Raw genomic sequence first — 25,799 nt, forward strand, 5'->3', positions numbered from 1 at the left:
TGACGGGGCCCCGGTTTCGTCGCAGAATGGGAGGTCGCGCCTCTTCCGGACCGCCGACACGGCCACGAACGCCCGAGGAGCCATACGATGAAACAGCGTCCCTTCCCCCGACACGTCGCGCGCCTGACCCCCTCGGCGCCCCTTGTCCTGGGGCTCCTGATCGCCACCACGGGCGGAGTTGCAGGGCAGGAGGCCTCGAACGGCGGCGATGAGCCCGAGAACGAGGACCTGCCGCTCCCCGTCGACCGCACCGTCGCTTTGGACATGACGGAGGGCAGCTGGATCTCGCTCGACGTGAGTCCGGACGGCGGGACGATCGTCTTCGACTACCTCGGCGATCTGTTCACGATCCCCATCGAAGGCGGGGCGGCGACGCAGCTCACCTCGGGGATGGCGTTCGACGCGCAGCCCCGCTTCTCTCCCGACGGGACGCGCGTCGTCTACAGCTCGGACTACGACGGCGGGCAGAACATCTGGATCCGCTCGCTCGACGGCTCCGACACGACGCAGATATCGAAGGGCTCGGCGAACCGCGCCGAGTCGCCCGAGTGGCTGCCGGACGGCGACTACGTGGTCGCGTCCATGGGCGGCTTCCGCGGGGGCGGGCTGCCGAAGCTGAAGATGTTCCATGTGAACGGCGGGAGCGGCATCGAACTCGTCTCGGAACCGGACGACCTGAAGATGCTCGGGGCCGCGGTCTCGCCCGACGGCCGCTATATCTGGTACGCGCGTCGCACCGGCGACTGGACCTACAACGCGCAGTTCCCCCAGTACCAGCTCGAGGCCTACGACCGGGACACGGGCGAGCGCTACACGAGGTCGTCCCGCTACGGCTCGGCCATCCGACCCACGCTCTCTCCGGACGGGCGCTGGCTCGTGTTCGGCACCCGTCACGAGGACCACACCGGGCTCGTCCTCCGCGACCTCGAGAGCGGCGACGAACGCTGGCTCGCCTATCCGGTGCAGCACGATGACCAGGAGTCGCGCGCCACGCTGGACGTGCTCCCGGGCATGTCGTTCACGCCCGACTCTCGACACCTCGTCGCCTCCTACGGCGGCGGGATCTGGAAGCTCCCCGTCGAGGGGGGCGAGGCGGAGGAGATCCCCTTTCGGGTCCAGTTCGACCTCGCACTCGGGCCGAGGGTCGACTTCGACTATCCGATCGAGGACACTCCGACCTTCACCGTGCGGCAGATCCGCGACGCGGCGCCCTCCCCCGCCGGCGACCGGCTGGCGTTCACGGCGATGGACCGTCTGTGGGTCTCCGCAGCCGACGGATCCAACCCGGAGCGGCTCACGGATGCCGACATGTCCGAGCACTTCGCGGCCTGGTCACCCGACGGCGAGTGGATCGCCTACTCGACCTGGGACGGGAACGAGGGACACCTCTACAAGACGCGCGCCGACGGTGGCGGCAACCCGACCCGCCTGACGCGCGACGCGGCGACGTATTTCGCCCCCGCCTGGGGTCCCGGCGACCGCATCGTGGCCGTACGGGGCTTCATCCGGGCCTACGAGACGCAGGGCGAAGGGGGCGCGCCCGGCACGGAGATCGTGTGGGTATCCGCCGACCCCGATGGCTCCGAGGGCGGGCCAGCGACGCTCATCGCACCCACGGACGGGCGCGCCAACCCCCACTTCGTGGAGGGCACCGACCGCATCCACCTCTTCCGATCCCCCGACGCGCTCGTCTCGATCCGCTGGGACGGGACGGACGAGAAGGAGCTGGTGAAGGTGCGCGGCCCCACGCTCCAGGGTTCGAGCCAGGGTCTCTCCCCCTCGAACATCCAGATGGCGCCCCGGGGCGACCAGGCGCTGGTCGAACTGCAGCGCGAGGTCTACACGGTGACGGTCCCGCGTGCCGGGGTCATCCCCACGATCAACGTCTCGAACCCGGACGACGCCTCCTTCCCGGCCCGCAAGGTGACGGACATCGGTGGCGAATTCCCGGCCTGGAGCGGCGACGGGCGGACGGTCCACTTCTCGCTCGGCAACGCGCACTTCGCCTACGACCTCGACGCCGCCCAGGCGTACGAGGACAGCGTCGAGGCGGCGGAGGCCGAGGAAACCGACGAGGAAGAGGAAGGAGCGGAAGAAGAGGAGGAGGAAGGGGAGGAAGACGAGGAGGAGGAGGAGGAGGACGAGGGATACCGCGCGATCGAGCACCGGATCCTCATCGAGGCGCCGCGCGACATTCCGACCGGCGTCGCCGTGCTGCGGGGCGCGCGGGCAATCACGATGAACGGGGACGAGGTGATCGAGAACGCGGACATCGTGATCCGGGACAACCGGATCGAGGCGGTGGGCGCGCGGGGCTCCGTGACCGTCCCGGAGGACGCCGTCGAGTTCGACATCTCCGGCCGCACGGTGGTGCCGGGGTACGTCGACACGCACTCGCACCTGCGGGCCCGGGATCAGCTGCACCGGACCGACGTATGGCCGTACCTCGCCAACCTCGCGTACGGGGTCACGACCACGCGGGACCCACAGACCGGCAACACCGAGGTCCTCTCCTACGCCGACATGGTCCGGACCGGGAGCGTGCTCGGGCCGCGGGTTTACTCCACGGGGCCCGGCGTCTTCTGGCAGGACGGGATCGACACCGCGGAGGAGGCGAAGGATGTCCTCTCGCGCTACTCGGATTACTTCGACACCAAGACGATCAAGATGTACGTCGCGGCGGCGCGAAAGGGGCGGCAGCACATCATCATGGCGGCCCGCGAACTCGGGCTCATGCCGACGACCGAAGGATCGCTCAACATCCGGCAGAACCTCACCGAGACGGTCGACGGCTATCCCGGCCTCGAGCACTCGATCCCGATCTTCCCGGTGTACGGCGATTACGTGCGGCTCTTCGCGGAGACGGGGCGCGTCTACACGCCGACGCTGCTGGTGTCGTACGGGGGACCGTGGGCGGAGAACTACTACTACTCGCGCGAGAACCCCCACGACGATCCGAAGCTGCGCCGCTTCATCCCGCACGATGAAGTCGACTCGCGCACGCTGCGTCGGCCGCAGTGGTTCCGGGAGGACCAGCACGTGTTCTCGCGGCATGGTGCGTTCGTGAGGGATCTGGTCGAGGCGGGTGGCAAGGCGGGCGTGGGGAGCCACGGGCAGTTGCAGGGGCTCGGCTACCACTGGGAGCTGTGGGCCATGGCCGCGGCGGACATGGACGCGCACGACGCGCTGCGCATGGCGACGATCTTCGGCGCCGAGGCGATCGGGCTCGATCAGGATCTCGGCTCGATCGAAGCGGGCAAGCTCGCGGACCTCGTCATCCTCACGGCGAACCCGCTCGACAATCTGCGCAACACGAACGCGATCGAGCAGGTGATGATGAACGGGCGCCTGTACGACGGCGACACGCTCGACGAGGTCTATCCGCGGCAGCGTCCGCTGGCTCCGCTCTGGTGGTGGGACGACGAGCCGGACGGCGTCCCCGGCGTGAGGCCCTGACCGGGGGGAGGACAAGCGCTCCGCCGCCCTCGGGTGGGCGGCTACGACTGCGTGATCGTGGGCGGAGGCGTCATCGGCGCTCCATCGCCTTCCATCTCGCGACTTCCATCTCGCCGCACTCTCGAACGCCTCGGTCGCGCTCCTGGAGGCGGCGGGGTGGGAGCCGCGTTCGGGCTACGGCCGACGCGAGGTTGCCTGGGGGTTGTTGCTGGAAGTCCCTGTGAAGCCTTATGCCAATTCAAAATCACATTTTCAATTGGCATAGGCCGACACAGGGGCACCGACCCACCCATGATCGTTCGAAATCTCGCGCCCCGACGGGCCACTTCCATACGAGCGCGGGGCAACCCGCGACTCAGAGGCGGTTGTCACATGCGCGACAGGTCGACGGGGACACCGGGGGCGCTGCCCGCCTCCACTTGCGGAGAAGAACGCGAAATGAAGAAGACATGGCGGAGCCGGCTCGCCCCCGGGCTCATCTTCGGTCTCGGGCTCAGTCTGGTCGGCAGCCCCCTGCCCCGGAGTTCACCCTTTGCGATCCCCGCCCTGCAGGCCCAGGAAGTCGTCGAAGTCACGGGCCGGGACCGGCCGATCGAACCCGAGTTCGAGGAGGTGTACCGGGTCGGCGTCCTCGACGGCGAGTCGTGGGAGATGTTCGCCGAGGTCGCCCAGGTGGCCTTCGATGCGGAAGGCAACCTGCACGTCTTCGACGGGACTGCCGGTATGACGCGGTTCGGGGGGGTCGGTCTGGTGCGATCGGGGGAGATGAGAGTCCTCGTGTTCGACTCGGCGGGGCGGTTCGTGCGCGAATTCGGCTCCTCGGGTGGAGGTCCCGGCGAGTTCAACCAGCCGATGGGCTTCGCGGTGTTGAGGGACGGCACCGTGGTCGTGAGCGATGTCGGCCACCGCGCCTACCAGCTCTTCGACGCCTCGGGCGACTTCCAGCGCATGGTCCGGGCGGACGACGGACCCGACGCCGTGTCGATCCCCGCCCACGACATTCAGCCGGACCCGCGCGGTGGGGCCGTCTTTGCCGGTGGGAGCGCGGGCTCCATCGTCATGAGTGCAGGCGGCGCGGCGGATCCGCCCACCTCCCGTCCGGTCCTGCGGGTCCGCCTCGACGGCGAGGTCGTGCGCGCCGATACGGTGGCGGAGGGCTGGCTGCCGCCGCGAACGGACCTCGAAGATCTCGCGACGAGCCCTGCCCCCGCCGAGCTTCGGGACATGCTTCGCGGTATGGCACTGCCCACCGTGTTCGAGCCCCGGTTTCTCCTGGGCATCCTTCCCGATGGCGCCATCGTTCATTCGGACTCGTCGGCGTACGCGCTCAAGGTCACTCCGCCGGGAGCACGGGGCGTCGCGCGCATCATCCGGCGGCCGTTCGAGCCCGAGCCCGTGACGGAGGCGGTCCAGGAGGCGTACGAGGAGAGGACGGCAGCCGCCCGGCGCGCACTCGGCGGGACCGGTGGGCCGAGACGCCTCCAACTGGTCGGGGCAAGCGAGGGAAACAATCCTCGGCTGCAGGCCACCTTCGAGCTGGAGGAGAGCTACTATCACGAGGTTCCCGTGTTGCGCGGCCTGGCGACGACATGGGAGGGCCGGATCTGGGTGCAGCGCCGCGGCGAAGAGCCGGAAAGCGACGGACCCATCGATGTCCTCACGGCGGAAGGGGCGTACGTCGGCACCTACGCGGGCGGCGCGACCGAGATGCCGGACGCCTTCGGCCCGGATGGACTCGCGGCGTTCATCGAGCGCGACGAACTCGATGTGCCGCGCATGGTCGTGCGGAGGCTGTCGGCCGAGGTTCGCTGACCCGGGGGGCTGCGGCCGCCCGCTCCCCTCGCTGGGCGCCTCGGGCCCGCCCCTCAGCCCCCCGGCTCGAGCGGCAGCCGGACCGCGCCCAGTGGGCGATCGGCAGTGTAGAGCGCGAGTTCGATCCGACCCGCGAGCAGGTCGTCGAGATCGGCCGCGTTCAGCGCCAGGGTCCCTTCGGCCGACGCGAGGCCCGGGCCGGAGAGGCGGCGCACGACCGCGTTCGGGCGCGTTCCACTGCCCCGGCGCTGCAGCACGATGGCGTGGACATCCGCCGCCCCGACTCCGGCGGTGGAGATGACGTGGTGCAGGGTGCCGCGTGGGAGGTCGAGGCTGAAGCTGCCGCGGAGCCGAGGGGCGGCGGGCCGCCCGGCCCACCCGTCGTCGCCGGCGACGCTGAACCGGAGCGGGTCCGGAGCCCGGCCGTCCACTAGCGCGGGCGTGCGCTGGGGCGCGCGGCGCGGCTGGATCGCCCGTTCGAGCGCATAGGCGAACGAGACCAGCCGTGCATCGTCGAACGGGCGGCCCATCAGCTCGACGCCGGTCGGCATCCCGGCCCGCGTGAAGCCCGCGGGCGCGCTGATCGCCGGCAGCCCGCTGTGCGCGGCGAGCTGGCACGTCCCGCCGACCGGCGGGGAGCCGATCAGCGCCGGATCCCGCCGCAGCGTCGGGTAGGCGATCGCGTCGAGCCGCTCCTCGTCCATGAACGCCACGATCGCCTCCCGCAGCGCCGCCTGCCGCTCCAGCGCCTCGGCGTATTCGGCCTCGTCGCGCGGGCCGGCCTCGGACCGCCGGCGGAAGGTGCCGTCAAGCTGCTCGTGGTGCAGCCCCAGCGTCACGATCTCCCCGAGCGACGCCACCGGCGCGCCGCCCGCGGCGGCGAGATAGTCGGCGAGGTCCAGGGCGAATTCGAGCCCGATGACGCTCGTGCGCGCGAGCAGCGAGTCCTGGTCGGGAATCTCCACATCGACGATCTCCGCCCCCGCCGCTGCCATCGCGTCGAGCGCGACGCGGACCACGTCGGTGACCGGCGCGTCCGTCCCCTCCGTCAGCCACTCCGTCAGCGCCCCGATCCGGGCCCCGTCGAGCGCCCCCGCGTCGAGCGACGCGCGGAAGCCGATCGGCTCGCGGTCCCGCATCGCCTCCGTCGCGGGATCCGCCGCGTCCGGCCCGATTGTCGCATCGAGCGCGATCGCCAGATCCACGGCCGAACGCGCCAGCGGCCCGCCCGTGTCCTGCGTGTGCGAGAGGGGGATGATCCCGTCGATGCTCGACAGCCCCTTCGTCGGCCGCAGCCCGACCAGATTGTGTACCGACGACGGAATCCGGATCGAGCCGCAGGTGTCCGAGCCCCAACCCACCGTGCCGAAGCTGGCCGCCACCGCGGCGCCCGTCCCGCCCGAGGACCCGCCCGGATTTCGGGCCGGGTCGTAGGGGTTCCGCGTCTGTCCGCCGAGCGAACTTATGCTCGTGATCCCCGCCGCCAGCTCGTGCATGTTCGTCTTGGCGAGAATGATCGCCCCCGCCTCCCGCAGCCTCCCCACCTGGAAGGCGTCGTCCGGAGGCACCGACGCGGCGAGCGCCAGCGTCGACCCCGTCGTGGGCATGTCGAAGGTGTCGTAGTTGTCCTTGAGGAGGATCGGGATCCCGTGCAGCGGCCCCCGCACCCGACCCTCGGCGCGCTCCAGGTCGAGCCGCTCCGCCTCGACCCTCGCCTCCGGATGCACGCGTACGATGGCGTTCAGCATCGGCCCCGCCCGGTCGTAGGCCGCGATCCGGGCGAGGTAGGCGTCCACCAGGTCGACGGACGTCACCCGACCCGACTCCAGCGCCGCCTGAAGCTCCGGGATCGAGGCCTCCGCGACATCGAAGACCGAGGTCTGGGCGCCGAGCGGCGCCGTGGAGACGCGCACCCAGGCGCAGACGAGGGCGCAGACGACGAAAGAGCGGACGAACGTGTGGACGACGCGGGTGCGCACGACGCGCGACACGTCGGCACGGGCGGCGGCCTCGGGAACCCCGTGCCCGCGCACGCTACCGCGTCCCATGCGCCGGATGATCCGCCCCGATGGCCACGAACGTCCCGGAGCACGTGGCGGTGCGCTTACCCCCGGACATCAGCTCCGCCTCCACCACGACCTTCCGTTCGCCCGCCTCCGCGATCCGGGCCCGAAGCTGCACCGGCGCGTCCGAGGGAGTCGGCCTCTCGAGCCGGACGGTGTATTCGGCCGTCACGGTCACGGGTGGATGATCCAGTCCGCGCACCCTCATGAAATAGTGGGCGGCGCACCAGTTGCACTGGCAGTCGAGGAGCGCCCCGATGATGCCGCCGTTCAGGATGCCGGGGAAGGAGTGGTGGTTCGGCCCCGGCATCCATTCCGCGACGACCTCGTCGCCGTCGGGAAAGCTTCGCAGCCGGAGTCCTTCCGGGTTCGCCTGACCGCACCCCCAGCAGATGGAGTCGCGTGCGAATTTCTCCTGCAACGCCTCTTTCACCTCGCTCCGCCTCTCCGCGTCATCCCGTTCAGTCCCGCGCGGCCCGCTCGCGCTGCACGAGGAGCCGCCGCAGGATCTTGCCGGAGGCCGACTTCGGAATCTCCTCCAGGAACTCGACCGCCCGAACCTTCTTGTGCGGGGCCACGCGCTCGGCCACGTACTGCATGACCGCTTCCTCGGTCACGTCCTCCGCTCGAACGACGCATGCCTTCGGCAACTCGCCCGCTTCCTCGTCCGGCACGGGGATGACCGCGACGTCGGCGATCGACGGATGGGACAGCAGGACGTCTTCGAGTTCGGCCGGCGCCACCTGGAAGCCCTTGTACTTGATGAGTTCCTTGGCCCGGTCCACGATCGTCACGTAACCGTCCTCGTCGGCCACGGCCACGTCTCCCGAATGCAGCCAGCCCTCCGCATCGACCGTCTCCGCGGTCGCCTCGGGATTGCCGAGGTAGCCCTTCATCACCTGCGGCCCCCGCAGCCAAATTTCCCCTTCTTCGCCAGGCCCCAGCGGCTCCCCCGACTCGAGATCCACGATCAGCATCTCGGTGCTCGGTATCACCCGGCCGACCGTCGAGATCCTGTCCCCCGCGCCATCTTCATCGAAACACAGGTGGGTGACGGGGCTCGCCTCGGTCATGCCGTAGCCCTGGAACACCCGGCACCCGATCCGCTCCTGACAGGCGATCGCCGTCTCCTCACCGAGCGGTGCCGCCCCGGACATGATCCACTTCACGGAAGAGAGGTCGAAATTGGCGACGACCGGATGCTTGGCGAGACCGAGCACGATCGGCGGTACGAGGTAGAGGCAGGTCGCCCGGTATCGCTCAATCGTTCGCAGGAACTCCTCGAGATCGAAACGAGGCATCGTGACGACCGTCGCGCCCACGCGCAGGGCGGCGCTCATGACCACCACCATGCCGTAGATGTGGAAGAAGGGAACGACGGCGATCACGACATCGTCCGGCTCGACGAGCCCGAGGCTGCTGATCTGCTCGATATTCGCGACGACGTTCCGGTGCGTCAGCATGACGCCCTTCGAACGACCCGTCGTTCCGCTCGAGTACGGGAGCGTCAAGAGATCCTCTCCGGTATCTCCCACGCTCTCCCGTTCCACGGCGCTTCCCTGCCCGCCGCGGATGACGTCCGAGAAGCACGTGGCGCCTTCGCCCTCGCCGAAGACGATGATCTCTTCGATCCCGCTACGCTTCGCGACCGATCGCGCCTTCTCCAGGAGCGGAGGGATGGTGATGAAGGAGCGGGCGCCCGAGTCGTTCAGTTGCTGGACGAGCTCGGCCTCGGTGCTCAGCGGGTTCAGCGTCGTGCTGCAGCCGCCGGCCATGGCGATCGCATGGAAGGCCGTCGCGTATTCGGGGAGGTTGGGACTGCAGATCGCGACCACGCCGCCCCGCTCGAGCCCGCGAGCCGCGAGGCCCCGGGCCGCGGCAGCCGCCTGATCCCGGAGTTGGCCGTAGGTCACAACGCGACCTGTCGGGCCTTCGATGAACGCGGCCTTGTCCCGGCGATCTCCCAGCGAACCCAGGAGATAGTCGGAGAACGACTCCTCCGGGACGGTGATCGACGGATGCGGACTCTCGAAGATCATGGCGGCGCCCCTGAATTCGACATTGCGGGCGGCAACGGCCGCCCGTGACGAGAGCCGGGAAGATCGGCGAACCGGCCTCGGCGCGGCAAGGCGGCGGCCCCCGCCTTCGCGCGGCTGCGCCCGAACGGGCGAGCCGATAGACTCGTGTGCCAAGCACGCATCCGCCGGCTGAAGCGCGGCGATATGCGCCCGGAGCGGCACCGAGCCCCCTGCGAGTCGTGAGCTTCACTCGAAAGATCCTGCTGTGCGCCGTGGCGATCGCGCTGAGCGCGCTCTTCGTGCGGCTCGGGTTGTGGCAACTCGACCGGCACGGCGAGCGGAGCGCCGGGCTGCGTGGGCGCGCCGAGCGCGCCGAGGCCCCGCGGCTCGAGTGGACCGGCCCCGGCGACGTGCCCTCCGACACGGCCGGCCTCATCGGCCGCCGCGCACGGCTCATCGGTCGCTGGGACCGGGCCGCCGAGGTGGTCCTTCGGAGCCGCACCCTGGGCGGGCGGGCCGGCGCGGAACTGCTCACTCCGTTCCTCGTCGGCGGCGAGTCCGGGGAGGTCGTGATGGTCCTGCGCGGCTGGCTGCCCGCGCCGGACGGCCTGCGCCCCGACCTGGCAGCCGCCTGGACCGACCCGCCCTCGGCGGCCGGGCCGGCCGGTGGCGCCGGCGACGCCGATCCGCCGGCTCGGGTCGAGGGGGTCTTCGTCTCCTCGCGCGACGGCCGGGGCGGCCAGCCGCTCCGGGTCGAGATCGCCGGCCGTCCGCATCTGGCGATCGCCGGCCTCGACCTCGCGCTGATCCGCGAGGAGACGGCGCTCGACCCCACCCCCCATGTGCTGCGCGCTGACGACCCGCCCCACGGGGCCGCCCTCGGGCCCGCCCGTGCGGTCGAGACCGACGCCGGCCCGCACCTCTCCTACATGATCCAGTGGTTCTCGTTCGCCGTCATCGCGCTCGGCGGGACGGCGATGCTCCTTCGATCCTCCTCGAACAGGAAGACATCGTGAGCCACCGAAAGTTCTCCGACCGCGGGGGCAACCGCTGGGAGATCCGCGTCTCGTCGCGGGCCGAGTGGAGGTTCGAACCCCTGCCCGGAAACCCCAACCCGCCCTGCCGCGTACATCCGCCGCTGTACGCGGGCGACGACCCGTTCGAACTCAGCGAGCAGGAGCTTCAGGCGATATTCGGCGGCGCGACCCCCGAGATCCGGGCGCAGAGCAAGGGATCGGGCGCGTCGCCCTTCGGGGACGTCTACAAGCCTCCGACGAAAAAATCGCCCTTCCTGGATGACCTCAACGAAGTCGAGTAGTAGACCCGCAGCATTCACCTTCAACCGGAAACATCGGAGGAAAACCAATGTCCGAAACGCCCCTGGGCCGCTTCTGCTGGTGCGAGCTTCTCACGACGGACCTCGAAGGAGCGCAGGAGTTCTACCGGCAGGTCGTCGGCTGGGAGACGGGAAGCTGGGAGGGAGAAGGCCCGCCCTACATTCCCTGGATCAACGCCGGCACCCCGATCGGCGGCGTGATGACGCTTCCGGACAACGCTCTCGCCAACGGCGTACCGCCGCACTGGCTGCCCTACATTTCGACGCCGGACGTGGACGCGACGGCGGAGCAGGCCGCGCGCCTCGGAGGCCAGATACACCACCGGATGGAACTCCCCGACATCGGCAGGCTCGCCATCGTGGCCGATCCCGGCGGGGCCGTCTTCACGGCGTACGAACCTTCCGGCGTCACCCCCGGACACGACGGGCCGCCCGCGATCGGCGAGTGCTCCTGGCACGAACTGATCTCCGCGGACTGGGAGATCTCCTGGCCGTTCTACTCGGAGCTGTTCGGCTGGGAGAAGACGGAGCAGATGGACATGGGGGGCCACGGCATCTACCAGATGTACGGCCGCGAGGGCCGGCCGGTGGGCGGCATGATGACGCGGAGCGCGGAGATGCCGCCGCCGTGCTGGTTCCTCTACATGCAGGTGCCGGACGTGCACACGTCGGTAGAGGTGATCGAGGCTCTCGGCGGGACGATCGTGACGCCGCCCATGAAGATCCCGGGCGACGAGGAGTACATCCTGCACGGAGTCGACCCTCAGGGAGCCGGGTTCGCTCTGCACAGCATGTGACGGACCGACATGTGACGGGCCGAACGGGGTAGCGGGCCTCGGCCCGCTACCTCAGTTCTCCGGTTCCCGCGGGAGGCTCGGCGGCGGACCGATCTCCGGTTCCCGCGGGAGGCCCGGCGGCGGACCGAGGATCTCGGACAGGATCACGGCGCGCGCGAGCGGGGAGTAACGCTCGAGCCGTGCCAGCGGCTGCCCCCCGCGCCGGGCGGAGCGAGCCACCTCGAGGGCTGGTCCGGCAGCCGGACCACGGGACGCCGCACGGACCGGGGGAGCCGGCCTCGCTGACGGCTTCGGGGCTGACGGCCGCGGGGCGGATCGAGTCGGCCTGAGCATCCCCGGCGTCTCGGGCGCCTCCCCGGGCTCCACATGTCCGACGACGCTGCCCGGCCGCCCCTCCGCCGCCGCCTGCTGCATCTGCTCCTCGAGCTGCCGGCCCATGTCGCGCAACTGGTCGCGGAGGCCCGGCCGCCTCGCCTCGGGAGGCGCCGCGACCGCGGTCTCTTGACGCGCGGGCGCGCCCTCGAACCCTCCCGCGGCCTCCGCCTGGGCCTGTTCCTGCCGCTGGCGATTCCGCTTCCTCGCCGCGGCAATCCGGCTCGAGATGAAGATGAAGAGCAGGGCGAGCGGGAGCAGGCCCTCGAAATCAGGCATCAGGCACCCTCCCGCGCTCGCAATCCGCCACTCATGGCCTTAGCTCTCCCTTTCCGGAGGCTTCGCGATGGACTTCCTCATCTGCGTATCGCTCTGGATGTTACGGTACTTCATATAATCCATTATCCCGAGATTGCCTTCACGGAACGCCTCCGCGATGGCCAGGGGGATTGCCGCTTCCGCCTTCACGACCTCGGCCTGCATCTGTTGGACCAGCGCGAGGTTCTCCTGCTCCGACGCCACCGCCATGGCGCGGCGTTCCTCCGCCTTCGCCTGTGCGATGCGCTTGTCGGCCTCGGCCTGGTCGGTCTGCAACTCGGCACCGATGTTCTTCCCGACGTCGACGTCCGCGATGTCGATCGAGAGGATCTCGAACGCGGTACCGGAGTCGAGCCCCTTGGCGAGCACGGTCTTCGAGATGTTGTCCGGGTCCGCCAGCACCGCCTTGTGGGATACCGCCGACCCGATCGTGGACACGATCCCCTCGCCGACCCGGGCCAGGATCGTCTCCTCCCCCGCCCCGCCGACGAGGCGGTTGATGTTCGCCCGCACCGTCACGCGGGCCGTCGCGATGAGCTGGATCCCGTCCTTCGCCATGGCGGCGACCTTGGGCGTCTGGATGACCCGGGGATTCACCGAAACCTGCACCGCGTCGAGCACGTCCCGGCCCGCGAGGTCGATCGCGGCTGCCTGACGGAACGGCAGCTCGATGTTGGCCTTGTCCGCCGAGATGAGCGCGTTCACGACGCGCTGCACATCGCCCCCCGCCAGGAAGTGCGATTCCAGCTCGTTCGTATCGAGCGGAAGCCCCGCCTTGTAGGAGCTGATGAGGGGATAGACGATCCGGGGCGGAGGGACCTTCCTCAGGCGCATCCCCACCAGACTCCCGAGCCCGACGCGCACGCCCGACGCCATCGCCGTGATCCAGAGCCGGACCGGTATGATCCATGACAGAAGGACAAGGCCGAGCGCGATGGCCATGAGGAGGATGATGCCGCTTCCCGCGAGTGGTTCCATATCAGCCCTCGTTTCTGTTTTCCGAAGTATTGGTTTCGCCGGCGCGGCGTACGAGAACCCGGCCGCTCGTGACTTCGAGCACGCGGACGGGCGTTTCGGCCTCGAGCCACGGTCCCTCGGTCACGACATGGATCCGCTCGTCGCCCACGCGGGCCACGCCCGCCGGCCGCAGGTCCGTCGTCGCGACGCCGAGCTTTCCGATGAGATCCTCCCGCTCGGGCGCGGAGATGTAGCCCGTCTCGCGACTCGTCGAATCGCGCAGGAAGAGCCCCGTGAGACGGTTGCTGCGCGGCAGGTGGCGAATGAGCGCCCACCCCGCGACCCCGACGAGGATGATGGAGAGCGCGACGAGCCCCGCCGCGTTGAACACCTGGTCGAAGGTCGGCACCTGGCCCACCATGCCGAGGACCGCCGCCGAGAGCACGGCCCCCGTCCCCAGGATCCCGGCGACCCCGAATCCCGGGATGACGAGGATCTCGAGCCCGATCAGCGCGACGCCGGCGCCGAAGAGAAGGATCTCCTCGAGTCCCGCGAGGTGCACGAGGTGGTGCGCGCCGAAGAACGCGGCCAGCGCGCCGAGCCCGATCACGCCGGCTATCCCGAAGCTCGGGGTCCGGATCTCGATCAGGATCCCCAGGAATCCGAGGCTGAGGAGCATGGGCGCGACGGCCGGGTTGGTGAGGAAGCGGACGATCGCCTCCGCCCAGTTGGGCTGGATGTCGCGCACCGCGGCGAGGGGCTGTCCCATCACCTCGAGCAGTTCGAGGAGGTCCCGCACCTCGCCGTCGGCGACCCCGAGCGCCGTGGCCTCCTCGGTCGTGAGCGTGAGCAGCTTCCCGGCTTCGCTCACCCCGGGCACTTCCACGCTCTCGTCGACCATGGCCTCGGCGATCCGCGGGTCGAGCCCGCGCTCCTCGGCGAGCGCCCGGAACTCCGACCGCATCGCACTCACCATCTTCTCCGAGGCCTTCTCGCCGTCGCCGGTGATGGGGGTCGCCGCACCGAGGGTGGAGCCCGGCCGCATGTAGATCCGGTCCGCCGCGAGCGCGATCATCGCGCCGGCCGAGAGCGCCCGCCGGTTCACGTACGCGTAGACCGGCACTTCGGCGTCGCGGAGGTCGTCGATGATCTTCCATGCCGCGTCGACCCGGCCGCCGGGCGTGTCGAGGTCGAGGATCACGGCGGGCGCCCCGGCCGCGGCGGCCTCGGAGAGCGCGCGGGCCACGAAGGGCGCCACGCCCAGTTCGATCGTGCCCGTGATCGGGACGCGGACGACCCCGGGCGCCGCCTGCGCGGGCGGCGCCGCGAACGCGCCCGGCGCCGGGGAGCCCCCCGGGGCCCACACCGCGACAAGCACAAGCGCGAGCCCGGGCAACCCCAGCGTTCCGGACACCAACTGTCTGTTCGCCATGGTCGGCAACCTAACGCCGCCGCGGGTCAGCCGCCCGGCCGCTCCGGCATCGCGATCGGCTCGCCCGCGGGCGGGCGCACGGCATCGGCGTAGAGTTGCGCGTTGAGCGCCGGCAACCGCGTCTCGATCAGCACGTTGAGCCGGTCCAGCACCTCCGGCATCACGTTCCAGACCTCGTCCACCTGCCACAGGTGGTCGTCGGTCGGCACCGTCGAGGAGCCCTGGATCGCGTTCGCCACGCCCGCGTTCCGCCGGGCTTCGCCGAGCTTGTCGCGGATCTCCTCGAGTTCCTCCTCGATCGCGTCCAGCTCCTCCTCCAGCCCTTCCGGCGCCTCGTCCGCGCCCTCGATCAGCTCCTCCGCCGCCGAGAGTTGCTCGTCCAGCCCGTTCGCCGCCTGCCCGGCCTCGTAGATGGGACCGGCCATGGCGTGGAGGCTCATGAGCGCGTCCTGCCGCGCCATCCGGTCGGCCGCACTCATGGGCCGCCGCGGCTCCGCCACGACCTCGACCTCGGCCGAGAACGTCTCGCCCCCCGCCTCCATGCTCACGGCATACGTGCCGGGGAGAACGATCGGCCCCTGCGGCGCGCCGCCGCCGAACCCACCGCCACCGCCGCCGCCACCGCCCGGACCGCCGCCGCCCTCGGGCTCATACGGCGCGTCATGGCGCCAGTCCCATATCACCTCGTTGATCCCCTGCGTGCGGGGCGTCTCCAGCGTCCGCACGTGCGCACCCGAAGCATCGGTGATCGTGAGGGCGAACGACGGCTCGTCGTCCTCGTCGTCACCCTCCTCGCCCTCGCTATCGTCATCACCGTCGTCGTCACCGTCATCGTCGCCGTCGTCGTCGCCATCGCCGTCCTCGTGCTCGCCCTCCTCCTCGTCCTCGGCCATCGCCTCTTCCTCGGCGTCCCGCAGGTAGTAGCGGATGCGGGCCCCGCGCGGCGGATTCGGCGCGCTGTAGGTGGCGCCGAAGAAGGGCCAGTCCCCGCGCTCCGTCCACATGATCGAGTGGTCGCCGAACACCCGCCCGGCGTCGGCCATCATCCCATGGGAGAGGTGCTCGAGCGGCGTCACGTCGGCGAGGATCCAGACGCTGCGCCCGTGCGTGCCGACGATGAGATCGTTCTCGCGCGGGTGCACGAGGATGTCGTCGACCGGCACCGTGGGCAGGTTGTTCTTCACCTGCACCCAGTTCTCCCCGCGGTCCACGGAGACGAAGACGCCGACCTCGTTTCCGATGAAGAGGAGGTTCGGCGCCCGCTGGTGCTCGACGATCACGTTCACGGACCACCCGTCGGGAAGCCCGTTCGCGATCGCACGCCAGCTCTGGCCGTAGTCCTCGCTCACGTAGGCGTAGGGTGCGTAGTCGCCGTTGCGGTGTCCGTCGAAGGTCGCGTACACCCGGCCCTCCGCGTGCGCCGACGGCTCCACGCGGCTCACGTACGTCCGCTCCGGCAGCCCCGGGAGGCGGTCGGCCACGTTCTCCCACGTGGCGCCGTCATCGCGTGACACCTGCAGGTTCCCGTCGTCCGTCCCCGCGTAGATGAGCCCCCTCACGAGCGGAGACTCCTCGACCGAGGTCAGGTTCCCGTACGTCGAGATCCCGTCGTTGAGCGACATCTGCGGCTCGGAGCCGGGGACCCCCATGATCTCGAGTTCCTCGCGGTCGATCTGCTTCGTGAGGTCGAGCCCCCCGACTTCCTCCCACGACATCCCGTAGTCCCGCGAGCGCAGCAGGTAGTTCGCGCCCAGGTAGACGGTGGCGGGATCGTGCGGCGAGAGCAGGAGCGGAGAGTTCCAGTTGTAGCGGTACGCCTTCGTGGTGTCGCCGTCCGCGCGCGGCCCGACGATCGGACGCATGGGGATCTTCTCCCCCGTCGTCAGGTCGTAGCGGTTCATGTTCCCGCCCTGCGACTCCGAGTACACGATCGTGGAGTCGGTGGGGTCGACGATCGTGAAGAAGCCGTCGCCATAGGCCGTCTCGTACCAGTCCTGGTTCCGGATGCCGTGGAACGAGCGCGTGTCCGAGGGTCCGCACCAGGCGTCGTTGTCCTGCAGTCCCCCGCAGACCGCGTAGGGCGTCCGCATGTCGTGCCCGATCGCGTAGAACTGGCCGAGCGCGATGTTGTCGAACATGCGCCAGTGCGCGGTCCCGTCCCATGTCGCCGTGACCCCGCCGTCGCTGCCCAGGATCAGGTGGTCGGAGTCCGCCGGGTCGATCCACAGCTGGTGGTGGTCCACGTGAATCTGCACGGAGCCATCGTCCCGGAAGGTCCGCCCCCCGTCGTCCGAGATCGAAAGCTGCGTCCCGAGGACGTAGATGCGGTCGGGGTTGCCCGGATCGATGCGGACCTGTGAGTAGTACATGGGACGCGGGTTCGTGTCCGACATCTTCTCCCACGTCTCGCCCCGGTCCGTGGAGCGGAAGATCCCGCCCTGGCGCGGACCGCCTCCGCCGCCGCGGAACCCCTGACCCGGCTCGCGGGGATCGGCCTCGACGAGCGCGTAGACGAGGTTCCCGTCGTGGCGGTAGATGTCGATCCCGATCCGGCCTTTCTCGCCCTCCGGGAGACCCTCGGTGAGCTCGGTCCAGTTCTCGCCGCCGTCCACCGTCCGGTAGAGACCGCTGCCGGGCCCGCCGCCGTTGAAGCCCCAGCCCGTCCGCTGCCGCTGGTACATGGCGGCGAAGATGGTGTTGGGGTCGGCGGGATCCATCGCGAGGTCGATCGCGCCCGTGTGCTGGTCGATGTAGAGGACCTTCTCCCAGGAATCCCCGCCGTCGCGGGTCCGGAACACGCCCCGGTCCTCGTTCGACCCCCACAGGTCGCCGACCGCGGCCACATGGACGACATCAGGATTCCGCGGATGGATGAGGATGCGGGCGATGTGCTTCGTCCCCTCGAGCCCCTTGTGCATCCACGTCTTGCCGCCGTCCGTCGACTTGTAGACGCCGTTCCCCCACGGGGAGGACTGGCGGTTCTGGGGCTCGCCCGTGCCGACCCAGACGAGGTTGGGGTTGGCCTGATGGAGGGTCACATCGCCGATCGAACTCGTCGGCTGGTCGTCGAAGAGAGGGGTCCAGGAGGTTCCGTGGTTCTCCGTCTTCCACAGGCCGGCGGTGGCCGTGCCCAGATAGAAGATCTGCGGTTTGGCCTCGACGACGGCGATGTCGGCGATCCGCCCGCCCATGAGGGCAGGACCGATCTCCCGGTACTCGAGATGGGAGAGGGCCGTCTCGAGCGCGGACTGGGCGGCGCCCGCCGCGGCGCCGAAGAGGAGACCGGCCGCTGAGAGCGCAACAACTCGGGCTGCTTTCATGGTACTGCCTCGGAAACGGGAAGATGACGGGCTTCCGCCCGCAAACTGCACTGCGGAGATACCCGCGCAATACACCGGGACCCCGGGCCCACGACGCGAACGGTCCCTCACCGCCGTCGCTTCGTCGAATGTTTGTTCCTGGCCGTGTTGATATCTTGTTCCTGTTTGCGTTGAAAAAATGTCTCCAGGAGCGTTGAAAAGATGTCTCCATGCACTGCCCGACTCTTCGACCTGCGCCTGGCCTGGCTGGGCATCTGCCTCGCTCTGGCCTGCGGGCCAGCGCCGGATTCGACCGCGGATGCGGCGGCCGAGGCTGAGGCTTCCCTGTCTCCGGAAGCCACCGCGACCCTCGTGGAGCGCTTTCAGGCCGAGCTCGACGCGGCCTGGGCGCAGGCCCGGGAGACCGACGAGAACTTCCCCGGGGCGACCGCGGCGTTCATCCTCCCGGACGGGCGCGTGTTCGGCTTCGCCACCGGCGAGTCGGACGTGGACGACGACATCCCGATGACCCCGGAGCTGCGCATGGGCTCGGGTAGCATCGGGAAGACGTATGTCGCTGCAGTCGCCCTGCAGTTGGCGATGAACGGGGACCTGGATCTCGACGCGCCGGTCTCGACCTGGCTCGGCGACGAGGAATGGTTCTCCCGGGTTCCCAATCACGCGGACCTGACGCTGCGCAACCTCCTGAACCACACGGCCGGCATGATCCAGCCGTACTTCGAGGACCCCGACTTCGCCGTGCGACTGGGCGAGGTGTTTCGCGATCCCGACGCCTACATGACCCCGGAGCAGTTCATCGCCGAGACGGTGCTTGACGCTGAACCGCTCTTCCCCGCCGGCGGGGGATACCACTACAGCGACGTTCACTACACTCTGGCGGGTCTGGCCATCGAGGAGGCGACGGGCCGCGCCTACTACGATCTCCTCGACGACTTCTTTCTGGACCCGCTCGGTCTCGATCTCACGCTTGCGGCCGACCGGCGCGACCTGCCGGGACTCGCCCAGGGCTATGCGCACGCAAGCTCGCGGCTCTACGGAACGCCGCTCGAAGTCGTCGTGGACGGCCGGTTCATCCTCCATCCCCTTCAGGAGTGGACGGGAGGCGGCCTCGTGAACAATCCCCAGGCGATGGTGCGCTGGGCGAAACTCCTCTACGAGGGCGAGGCGATCGAAGGGGACGACCTTCCCCAGTTGCTCGAAGTGGGTTTTCCGACGGACAGCACGAAGCCTCACCTGGGATATGGCCTCGCGGTGTCCGTCGCCGAGAGCGAACACGGGTTGACCTACGGCCACGGGGGCTTCTGGCCCGGATACAATTCGCTGGTCGCTTACTACCCGGACCACGGCGTGGCCGTCTCGATTCAGATCAACTCCGACGAATCACGGATGCGCACCCACCTGCCGCACCTGGCCGGCGTGGTGCTGGAGGCGTTGGCGGACACCGGGGATTGACCCGCCGAACACCTGGTCGTGCTCGCGAATTACGTCATTAGCTTTGGATTTCAGGATCGTTGTTCACCGAATCTACGAGTAGGAAGAGAGTTTCCGGCAAGGACCTCACACCAGCGTCACAACGGGCATGGTTCGCCGCGTCCCGCCTGAGCAACGGCGCGAGATCTCAAGCACTCGTGGGAGGAGTCAGCGCCCCTGCATCGGCTTAAGCCAATTGAAAGTTCAATCTTGAATTGGCTTAACACTTCACAGGGACTCCCAGGAACCCCCGGGTACCTCAGGTTGCTCCCTCGGGTGGTGCCAGGCGCTGGCAGATGGGCGGCGGCAGATGGGCGGCGGCACACGCGCAATGGACGCCGTACTCCCTTCCAGCGTCTCGTGGAGCTACCGGTCACCAACGTCTTTGTTACGCACAATTAGCGAGCCCGCGCCCCGGTGGGCCAGGCACAGTTCCGCGTTGGCGAGGCAGGCCCCCGCCGCGCCCCGTATCCCGTTGTGGACGCCCACCACCAGCGCAAGGTCGTGCGGCGGGGAAGCCGGCCGGATCCGCCCTACGGTAACTGCCATGCCCCCCTCGGCGTTCGCGTCAAGGCGGGGTTGGGGGCGGTCGAGCTCGGTTCGGACCACGAGCGGTCGCGCCGGGAGCGTCGGCAGCGAACCCGGTCCCAGGCGCGGCCGGAAGTCACGCAGCACTCGGGCTGCGTCCAGATGGGTCGTCGGCGTTCGCAGCTTGCAGAAGACATGCGCGGTGTGGCCATCGAGGACCGGCACACGATTCACCGCCACGGACACTTCGATGTCGGCCTCGAGGATCTTGTTGAGCTCGGGACCGATCTTCTCCTCCTCCCCGCGGATGCCCGGGATGACGTTCCCCGCGACTTCCACCGCGTTGAGGCCGCTGAGCCCCGCCCCCGAGAGCGCTTGCAGGGTGACCACCGTCGTCGATTCGATGCCGAACGCCCCATGAATCGGGGCGAGCGCCATCGCCAGCCCCACGACCACGCAGTTCGGGTTGGCGACGAGCGCTCCGCCGGCCCGCGACCATGGCTGCGCCGCGATTCCGCTGATCGCCTCGCCGTTGACTTCCGGGACGATCAGCGGCGTATCGGCTCGCATTCGATGTGCCGAAGCGTTTGTGCACACGACGTGCCCGGAGCGGGCGAGGGCCAACTCGGTCTCCTTCGCGACGGCCGCAGGTAGCGCCGAGAGCACCAACGGGCTCCTCAGCGGCTCGCCGGGAGCCAGGAGACGGAGCGCTCTTGCACCCGGCGGAGGATCGCCGCCGATCGCCCACGGCGTCGCTCCCGCATAGTGCCGCCCGGCGCGCCGTTCGGAACCGACGACCTCCGCCAGGTGGAAGCGAGCGTGCCCGTCGAGCATCCGCACCAACCGCTGGCCAACGATGCCGGTCGCGCCGAGGACGGCAACCGGTATGGTGGGGGATCCGTCCGATCCGCTCAACGCGCCACCGCCCATCGGCCTGGTCTTCCTACTCGTGTCCCCTGGCCCGTCAGCCCCGTGACCCGGAAGTCGAGCTTCCGACGCTCCGCGAAGTCGATTGCTTTCGACTGCACCACTCCCCCGCCGATGGTACGCGCCTGCGCCCAGGTCAGCTGGGAGCAGGGGGCCTGGCCTTCCGCGGGGCGCGCACCCGGACCATCGGAAAGGTGCGGACCGGGGCCCCGGCGACGTGGATCCGCGGGGAAGATGCCGTCCACGTCCTTGACCAGCCGGACCTCCGCCGCACCCAGGGCATCACCGAGGAAAAGCGCTGTCAGGTCGGATCCGCCGCGTCCCAGAAGTGAGGGAACACCCGTCAGGTCCACTCCGACGAAGCCGGGAAACACGACCGCGTCGTGACTGGCCAGCGTCGCGCGGATCTGCGCCGCATCCACCGCGACCGGATCGGCATCGCACAACGACCCCTGCGTGCGTACGGGCAGGCGCCACGTGTTGAATCCCACGGCCCGCACGCCCCGACCCGCGAGCGCCAGGGTCAGCAGTGCCACCGACGCCTCCTCCCCGGTCGCAAGCAGCGCACCCATCAGACGGTCGGGCAATGCCGTGGCCACCGAGCGGGCCGCCGCCAGGAGAGAATCGGTGGTGTCGCCCATGGCGGAGACCACCGCGACGACCGCGCGTCCGCGGGCCACCTTGCGTCCGATCATCTCGGCTACACCGGGGTAGTCCTGCGGGCCAGCCAGGACCGAAGAGCCGAACTTGAGCACATGGACGGGATCCCTGGGCAAGCCATGGGGGACGCCGCGAACCGAGCGCTTCAGCACGGATTTCATTGGGCCGTCACCGCTGCGGCCGCTTCCCGGGCTGTCCGGGCCGCTGCTCCGTCGGTTGCCCCGCCGACCGCCTCCGCGCGCAAGAGAGCCCGGTTCAGATCGGCCTCCAGGTCCTCGCATGCCTCGATCCCCACCGACAACCGGAGCAGCCCCTCGCCTATCCCCGCCGCCAGGCGCGCGGGTTCGTCCATCGACGCGTGCGTCATCGTCCACGGGTGCGTGACCAAGCTCTCCACGCCGCCCAGCGACTCGGCCAGCGCAAAATGCTCGATCCCGTCCACGAAAGCGTCCACCGCCACCCGTCCTCCGCGCAGCTCGAACGAGACGAGGCTGCCCCACCCCGTCTGCTGCCGCCGCGCAATATCGTGCCCCGGATGATTCGGCAGGCTCGGGTGATGGACCCGGGTGACGACGTCGCTGCGGTCCAGCAGATCGACGATGCGGAGCGCGTTCGCCTCGTGTACGGGGCTGCGCGCGTGCAGGGTCCGCATGCCCCTGAGCGTCAGATACGAGTCGAACGGAGCCCCCGATACGCCCATGGCGTTGGTCCACCAGGCGATGTCCTCGAGCAGGTCTTCATCGGCCGCCACCACCGTGCCGCCCACCACATCGCTGTGCCCGTTCAGGAACTTCGTCGTCGAGTGCACGACAAGGTCGGCGCCGAACTCCAGCGGTCGCTGGTTTACGGGTGAGAGGAAGGTGTTGTCGGCCACGCAGATGGCGCCGATATCGCGCGCCACCCCCGCCCACGCAGCGATGTCCGTGATGCGCAGGTGCGGATTGCTGGGCGTCTCGATCCAGATCATCCGGGGCCGGAGTTGGCGGGCGAGCTCGAGCGACTCGGGGTCCCACGGGTTGATGAACTGGACGCGATACGTGCCGCGGTTCGACTCGGCAGAGAAGAGGCGGTAGCTGCCTCCGTAGCAGTCGCGGGGCGCCAGGAGCAGATCACCGGCCGAGAGCAGGCGCGTCGCCACGGCGATCGCCGACATCCCGGAGGAGGTCACCACGGCACCGCACCCGCCCTCGAGTTCGGCGATGGTTTCGGCCGCGAGATCGCGCGTCGGGTTGGCCGTGCGGGTGTAGTCGTACGTCCCGCACACGCCCGGAGCGTCGAAGAAGAAGTTGGTGGAGAGATGGATCGGCGGCATGACCGCCCGATGGGTCGTGTCGGCGCCGAGCCCCGCCCGCACAGCGCGGGTGACGGGGGACGTGGAAGAACGGGGACGGTTCAGCTTGCTCATCGCACTACCTCCGGGATGTCCGCCTCGAGGAGAGTCGCTACGGCGTCGACTTCCTTGAGAAAGGCGTCGTGCCCGAAGATGGACGGGACGGTGATGTGTCTCGGACACCTGCCGCTACGCGTGGCCAGCTCATCGACGAGCCAGGGCGGGACCAGAACATCGGTGTCGAACGACACCAGACTGGTCCGCGGCAGCAGCGATGCGGCTGCGGTGGCGTGCAGGTCGATCGACTCGGAGAGGGCGAGGAAGCGCTCGGTGTCGAACCGCTGGATGAAATCGGCGCCGCGCGCGTTCAGGTATTGCTCGACGGGAAAGCACGACGGCGACTGCCCCGGCTTGCCGACGCTGAGCGGGCCGGATTCGAACCGCTCCTCGAATTCCCGCGGGCTCCGGTAGGTGGTCATCGCGAGGGCTCGGGCCAGCGCGAGGCCCCGGGCCGCCTGTCCGGTGGCGACCCCCAGCTCCGCGGCCGACCGTTGAACCGAGCGGATGGCAGTCGCCATGGGGTGCGTGCGGTGGGCGGCGCAGAGGATGACAAGCCGCGCCACGCGTGCCGGGAAGAGTTCGGCGAAGGCCAGCGCGACCATGCCGCCGTATGAGGCGCCCGCGATCGAGGCGGCGGCGATGTCGAGTTCGTCGAGCACGGCCGCGATGGCGCGCGCCTGGTCGTGGCTTGTCACGGGGCGGAGGAGGCCATCCTCCGAGTTCCCGCCGAGGTAGTCGATGCCGACGAGCAGGTGGCGCGCCGGGTCGAGCGCTGCGCCCTCCCCCACCACGCCGGGCCACCATCCAGGGGAAGGATCGGAGGCCGTGGGCGCGAGGTGACGGCCCGCGGAGATGCCACCGAGGACGACGGTTGCCGGTGCGCCGGCCGGCCCCTGCGCCTCGTACGCGATCGACACGGAACGCGCTCCGAGGTGATCGAAGCGTATGCTGGAGCGTACGACGCCCGCACGAACGTGCGTCGTCGAGTCGGGCGCGATTGGCGCGAGCGCAGCATGCGAGGCGAGCGCAGCATGCGAGGCAACGCGAGCGGAAGAGCAGTTGGCCATGATGACCTCTCCGAGTCTCGAGTTTGCCTCATCGGACTCCGGAGATTCGACACCCTGCTACTACTGGCTGCCACCTGAAAGGCGGCGGGCGGTTCATCTTTACGGCGGACGCAAGTCCACCGCAGGAGTTGGCACCTTTGCGGGAATGCCACTTCCCACAGGTTGCCCCGGCGTCAAAGGGCCTGTCCCTCAGCCGGTCTCGATGAGTTGTCGTACAGGGCAGTCTTACGGGGGTGGCCGTCGAATGTCAACTCATGGGCGAGTGGGCGAGCGCCCGTAGCGGAGATCTCCCTATCGCCGGCCGGCCGGGCTCTCGAAGCGCCGGAAGTCGCCGATCTCTAGTACGGCGTCTTGTCCCGCTTGCGGATCCAGCGGTCGAACGCATCCAGCGCCCTGTCGGAGGGGATCCGCACCAGCGAGACGATCCTGCGCTCCTGCAAGGGTCTGGAGAATTCGTCGTAGATGTCTTCGTCGCTGAACCGGATGCGCGCCGCGTCCTCCCGGGTGTTCGCGTAGTACGCCCGACGCATCCGGCTCCAGTAGATGGCCCCCAGACACATCGGACACGGTTCGCAGCTGGCGTAGATCTCGCAGCCGCCGAGATCGAACGTGTTCAGACGATCGCAGGCGCTCCGAATCGCCAGAACCTCCGCGTGGGCCGTGGGATCGTTGTCCAGTGTGACCCGATTCGTTCCCTCGGCAACGATCTTATCGTCTTTCACTACGACGGCGCCGAACGGCCCGCCGCCCGCCTCCACGCTGCGTTCCGACAGCTCTATGGCCCGCGTCATGAGCTCGTCATTCATCAGGACGCTCGTTTCGCCAAAGGGTGTGCGTTCGACTCCCGGAGTACTCCCCGAATATACTCTTCCTGTCCCGCCCCCGGTTTCGGCCGGGGCCCCCTCGTCCCCATCCCCACGGCGAGCGCGATTGACGAACTCGATGGGTGACCGGCCCGTCCGGCGGCGTCGACACAGCCTGACGGTCGACCTCGGTCTGCTGCTCACGGCCGTGATCTGGGGGATCAACTTCGCGGTCGTGAAGCTCATCCTCGGGCACCTGGAGCCGCTCGCCTTCAACGCGTTGCGCTTCCCGTTCGCGGCGCTCGCCGTCCTGGTTCTGCTCCGCGCGACCGGGCGTCCGGTCCTGCCACCGCGCACGGAGTGGAAACGGGTGGTGGCGCTGGGCATGGTGGGCCACGTCGCGTTCCAGGCCCTGTTCATCTTCGGGATCGACGCCACGCTCACGGGGAACGCGGCGCTCCTCCTCTCCACGAGTCCGGTGTGGGTGCTCGCGATCGCCTCCGCGCTGGGCAGGGAGCGCTTCAGCCTCGCGATCCTGTGCGGCGTGGTGACCGCGCTGGCGGGGATGGCGATCCTCGTCCTGGGAGGAAACCGGGAGGTCGGCGGCGCCGGGCTCGGAGATCTGCTCGTGCTCGGAGCCGCGATGTCGTGGGCCGCGTACACCGTGTTCGGACGTCGGATGACGAAACGCCGCGGGGCGCTCGAGGTGACCGCGTGGACGCTGTGGGCGGGTCTGCCCGTGATCGTCCTCGCCGGAATCCCCGACCTTCTGCGGGCCGACTGGGGTGCGATGCCGGTCGGAATCTGGTTCGGGACGGCCTACACCGGGGTGTTCGGGATCGCGCTCGCCTACTTGCTCTGGTCGCGCGGCGTGCGGACAATCGGACAGAGTCGGACGGCGGTGTACCAGAACCTCGTGCCGGTGATCGCGCTCGCGACGGCGTGGCTGTGGCTTTCGGAAACGCCCACCGGGCAGCAGTTGATCGGGGCCGCCGTCATCCTGTCGGGGGTGGCCTTGGCGCGCGGCCTGCCCCGGCGCCGGCGGCGGAAATCCGCGTGAGCGTAAGGGATAT

At 69.5% G+C, this 25,799-nt stretch carries 19 protein-coding genes and 1 riboswitch; of the genes, 7 read left to right on the forward strand and 12 right to left on the reverse strand.

Annotated features, from left to right (window positions below):
* Positions 1–87 precede the first annotated feature (87 nt).
* Both ACOOHF_RS16370 and ACOOHF_RS16375 read left to right on the forward strand, forming a co-directional pair.
* Positions 88–3,456, forward strand: a complete 3,369-nt coding sequence (locus ACOOHF_RS16370; RefSeq protein WP_420462499.1) for an amidohydrolase family protein — start codon at positions 88–90, stop codon at positions 3,454–3,456.
* 438 nt (positions 3,457–3,894) lie between these two features.
* Complete coding sequence (locus tag ACOOHF_RS16375) at positions 3,895–5,268, forward strand: 6-bladed beta-propeller (protein ID WP_420462500.1); 1,374 nt, start codon at positions 3,895–3,897, stop codon at positions 5,266–5,268.
* A 53-nt stretch (positions 5,269–5,321) separates the two neighbouring features.
* Here ACOOHF_RS16375 and ACOOHF_RS16380 read toward each other — a convergent pair whose 3' ends face one another.
* Genes ACOOHF_RS16380 through ACOOHF_RS16390 form a run of 3 tightly spaced genes read right to left on the reverse strand, consistent with a single transcriptional unit; the run spans position 5,322 to position 9,370 of the window.
* Positions 5,322–7,316 carry an amidase gene (locus tag ACOOHF_RS16380; protein ID WP_420462501.1) on the reverse strand — a complete coding sequence of 665 codons (1,995 nt, stop codon included), beginning with the start codon at positions 7,314–7,316 and terminating at the stop codon, positions 5,322–5,324.
* Positions 7,303–7,764, reverse strand: coding sequence for a PaaI family thioesterase (locus ACOOHF_RS16385; protein WP_420462502.1), 462 nt, complete (start codon positions 7,762–7,764; stop codon positions 7,303–7,305). Before ACOOHF_RS16385 ends, ACOOHF_RS16380 begins: the two co-directional genes overlap by 14 nt.
* Before the next feature lie 28 nt (positions 7,765–7,792).
* Entirely contained in the window at positions 7,793–9,370 is a 1,578-nt protein-coding gene (locus tag ACOOHF_RS16390; protein WP_420462503.1) for a 4-coumarate--CoA ligase family protein, read from the reverse strand.
* A gap of 218 nt (positions 9,371–9,588) precedes the next feature.
* Between ACOOHF_RS16390 and ACOOHF_RS16395 the strand changes: the two genes are divergently transcribed.
* Genes ACOOHF_RS16395 through ACOOHF_RS16405 form a run of 3 tightly spaced genes read left to right on the forward strand, consistent with a single transcriptional unit; the run spans position 9,589 to position 11,482 of the window.
* Complete coding sequence (locus ACOOHF_RS16395; protein WP_420462504.1) at positions 9,589–10,365, forward strand: SURF1 family protein; 777 nt, start codon at positions 9,589–9,591, stop codon at positions 10,363–10,365.
* The gene (locus ACOOHF_RS16400) at positions 10,362–10,667 is read left to right on the forward strand and encodes a hypothetical protein (protein WP_420462505.1); all 306 of its coding nucleotides are present in this window, start codon (positions 10,362–10,364) and stop codon (positions 10,665–10,667) included. The genes ACOOHF_RS16395 and ACOOHF_RS16400 overlap by 4 nt, the downstream gene beginning before the upstream one ends.
* A 47-nt stretch (positions 10,668–10,714) precedes the next feature.
* Positions 10,715–11,482 carry a VOC family protein gene (locus ACOOHF_RS16405; protein WP_420462506.1) on the forward strand — a complete coding sequence of 256 codons (768 nt, stop codon included), beginning with the start codon at positions 10,715–10,717 and terminating at the stop codon, positions 11,480–11,482.
* Positions 11,483–11,533: 51 nt separating this feature from the next.
* Here ACOOHF_RS16405 and ACOOHF_RS16410 read toward each other — a convergent pair whose 3' ends face one another.
* From ACOOHF_RS16410 to ACOOHF_RS16425, 4 genes are read right to left on the reverse strand one after another with little or no spacing between them, the layout of a single operon-like run.
* A complete protein-coding gene (locus tag ACOOHF_RS16410; RefSeq protein WP_420462507.1) occupies positions 11,534–12,133 on the reverse strand; it encodes a hypothetical protein in 600 nt (199 codons plus the stop codon).
* 39 nt (positions 12,134–12,172) lie between these two features.
* Positions 12,173–13,150: a flotillin-like protein FloA gene (gene floA, locus ACOOHF_RS16415; RefSeq protein ID WP_420462508.1), complete on the reverse strand. Its 978-nt coding sequence runs from the start codon at positions 13,148–13,150 to the stop codon at positions 12,173–12,175.
* Between the two features lies 1 nt (position 13,151).
* Positions 13,152–14,561: an NfeD family protein gene (locus ACOOHF_RS16420; RefSeq protein WP_420462509.1), complete on the reverse strand. Its 1,410-nt coding sequence runs from the start codon at positions 14,559–14,561 to the stop codon at positions 13,152–13,154.
* A 26-nt stretch (positions 14,562–14,587) separates the two neighbouring features.
* Positions 14,588–17,881, reverse strand: a complete 3,294-nt coding sequence (locus tag ACOOHF_RS16425; RefSeq protein ID WP_420462510.1) for a VPS10 domain-containing protein — start codon at positions 17,879–17,881, stop codon at positions 14,588–14,590.
* Between the two features lie 201 nt (positions 17,882–18,082).
* Here ACOOHF_RS16425 and ACOOHF_RS16430 point away from each other — a divergent pair, with 201 nt between their 5' ends.
* Positions 18,083–19,333, forward strand: coding sequence for a serine hydrolase domain-containing protein (locus ACOOHF_RS16430; protein ID WP_420462511.1), 1,251 nt, complete (start codon positions 18,083–18,085; stop codon positions 19,331–19,333).
* Between the two features lie 384 nt (positions 19,334–19,717).
* Here ACOOHF_RS16430 and asd read toward each other — a convergent pair whose 3' ends face one another.
* From asd to ACOOHF_RS16455, 5 genes are all read right to left on the reverse strand, one after another.
* Positions 19,718–20,794, reverse strand: a complete 1,077-nt coding sequence (gene asd, locus ACOOHF_RS16435) for an aspartate-semialdehyde dehydrogenase (protein ID WP_420462512.1) — start codon at positions 20,792–20,794, stop codon at positions 19,718–19,720.
* Positions 20,791–21,627, reverse strand: a complete 837-nt coding sequence (locus ACOOHF_RS16440; protein ID WP_420462513.1) for a hypothetical protein — start codon at positions 21,625–21,627, stop codon at positions 20,791–20,793. The genes asd and ACOOHF_RS16440 overlap by 4 nt, the downstream gene beginning before the upstream one ends.
* Complete coding sequence (gene metB, locus ACOOHF_RS16445; protein WP_420462514.1) at positions 21,624–22,871, reverse strand: cystathionine gamma-synthase; 1,248 nt, start codon at positions 22,869–22,871, stop codon at positions 21,624–21,626. The genes ACOOHF_RS16440 and metB overlap by 4 nt, the downstream gene beginning before the upstream one ends.
* Positions 22,868–23,923, reverse strand: a complete 1,056-nt coding sequence (metX, locus tag ACOOHF_RS16450; RefSeq protein WP_420462515.1) for a homoserine O-succinyltransferase MetX — start codon at positions 23,921–23,923, stop codon at positions 22,868–22,870. Before metX ends, metB begins: the two co-directional genes overlap by 4 nt.
* 90 nt (positions 23,924–24,013) lie before the next feature.
* Positions 24,014–24,132: riboswitch (SAM riboswitch) on the reverse strand.
* A gap of 129 nt (positions 24,133–24,261) precedes the next feature.
* Entirely contained in the window at positions 24,262–24,729 is a 468-nt protein-coding gene (locus ACOOHF_RS16455; RefSeq protein ID WP_420462516.1) for a nucleoside deaminase, read from the reverse strand.
* Between the two features lie 136 nt (positions 24,730–24,865).
* Here ACOOHF_RS16455 and ACOOHF_RS16460 point away from each other — a divergent pair, with 136 nt between their 5' ends.
* Complete coding sequence (locus ACOOHF_RS16460; RefSeq protein ID WP_420462517.1) at positions 24,866–25,786, forward strand: DMT family transporter; 921 nt, start codon at positions 24,866–24,868, stop codon at positions 25,784–25,786.
* The last annotated feature ends 13 nt before the right edge of the window (positions 25,787–25,799 follow it).

The sequence above is a fragment of the Candidatus Palauibacter sp. genome, assembly GCF_965216145.1.
Taxonomy (GTDB): domain Bacteria; phylum Gemmatimonadota; class Gemmatimonadetes; order Palauibacterales; family Palauibacteraceae; genus Palauibacter.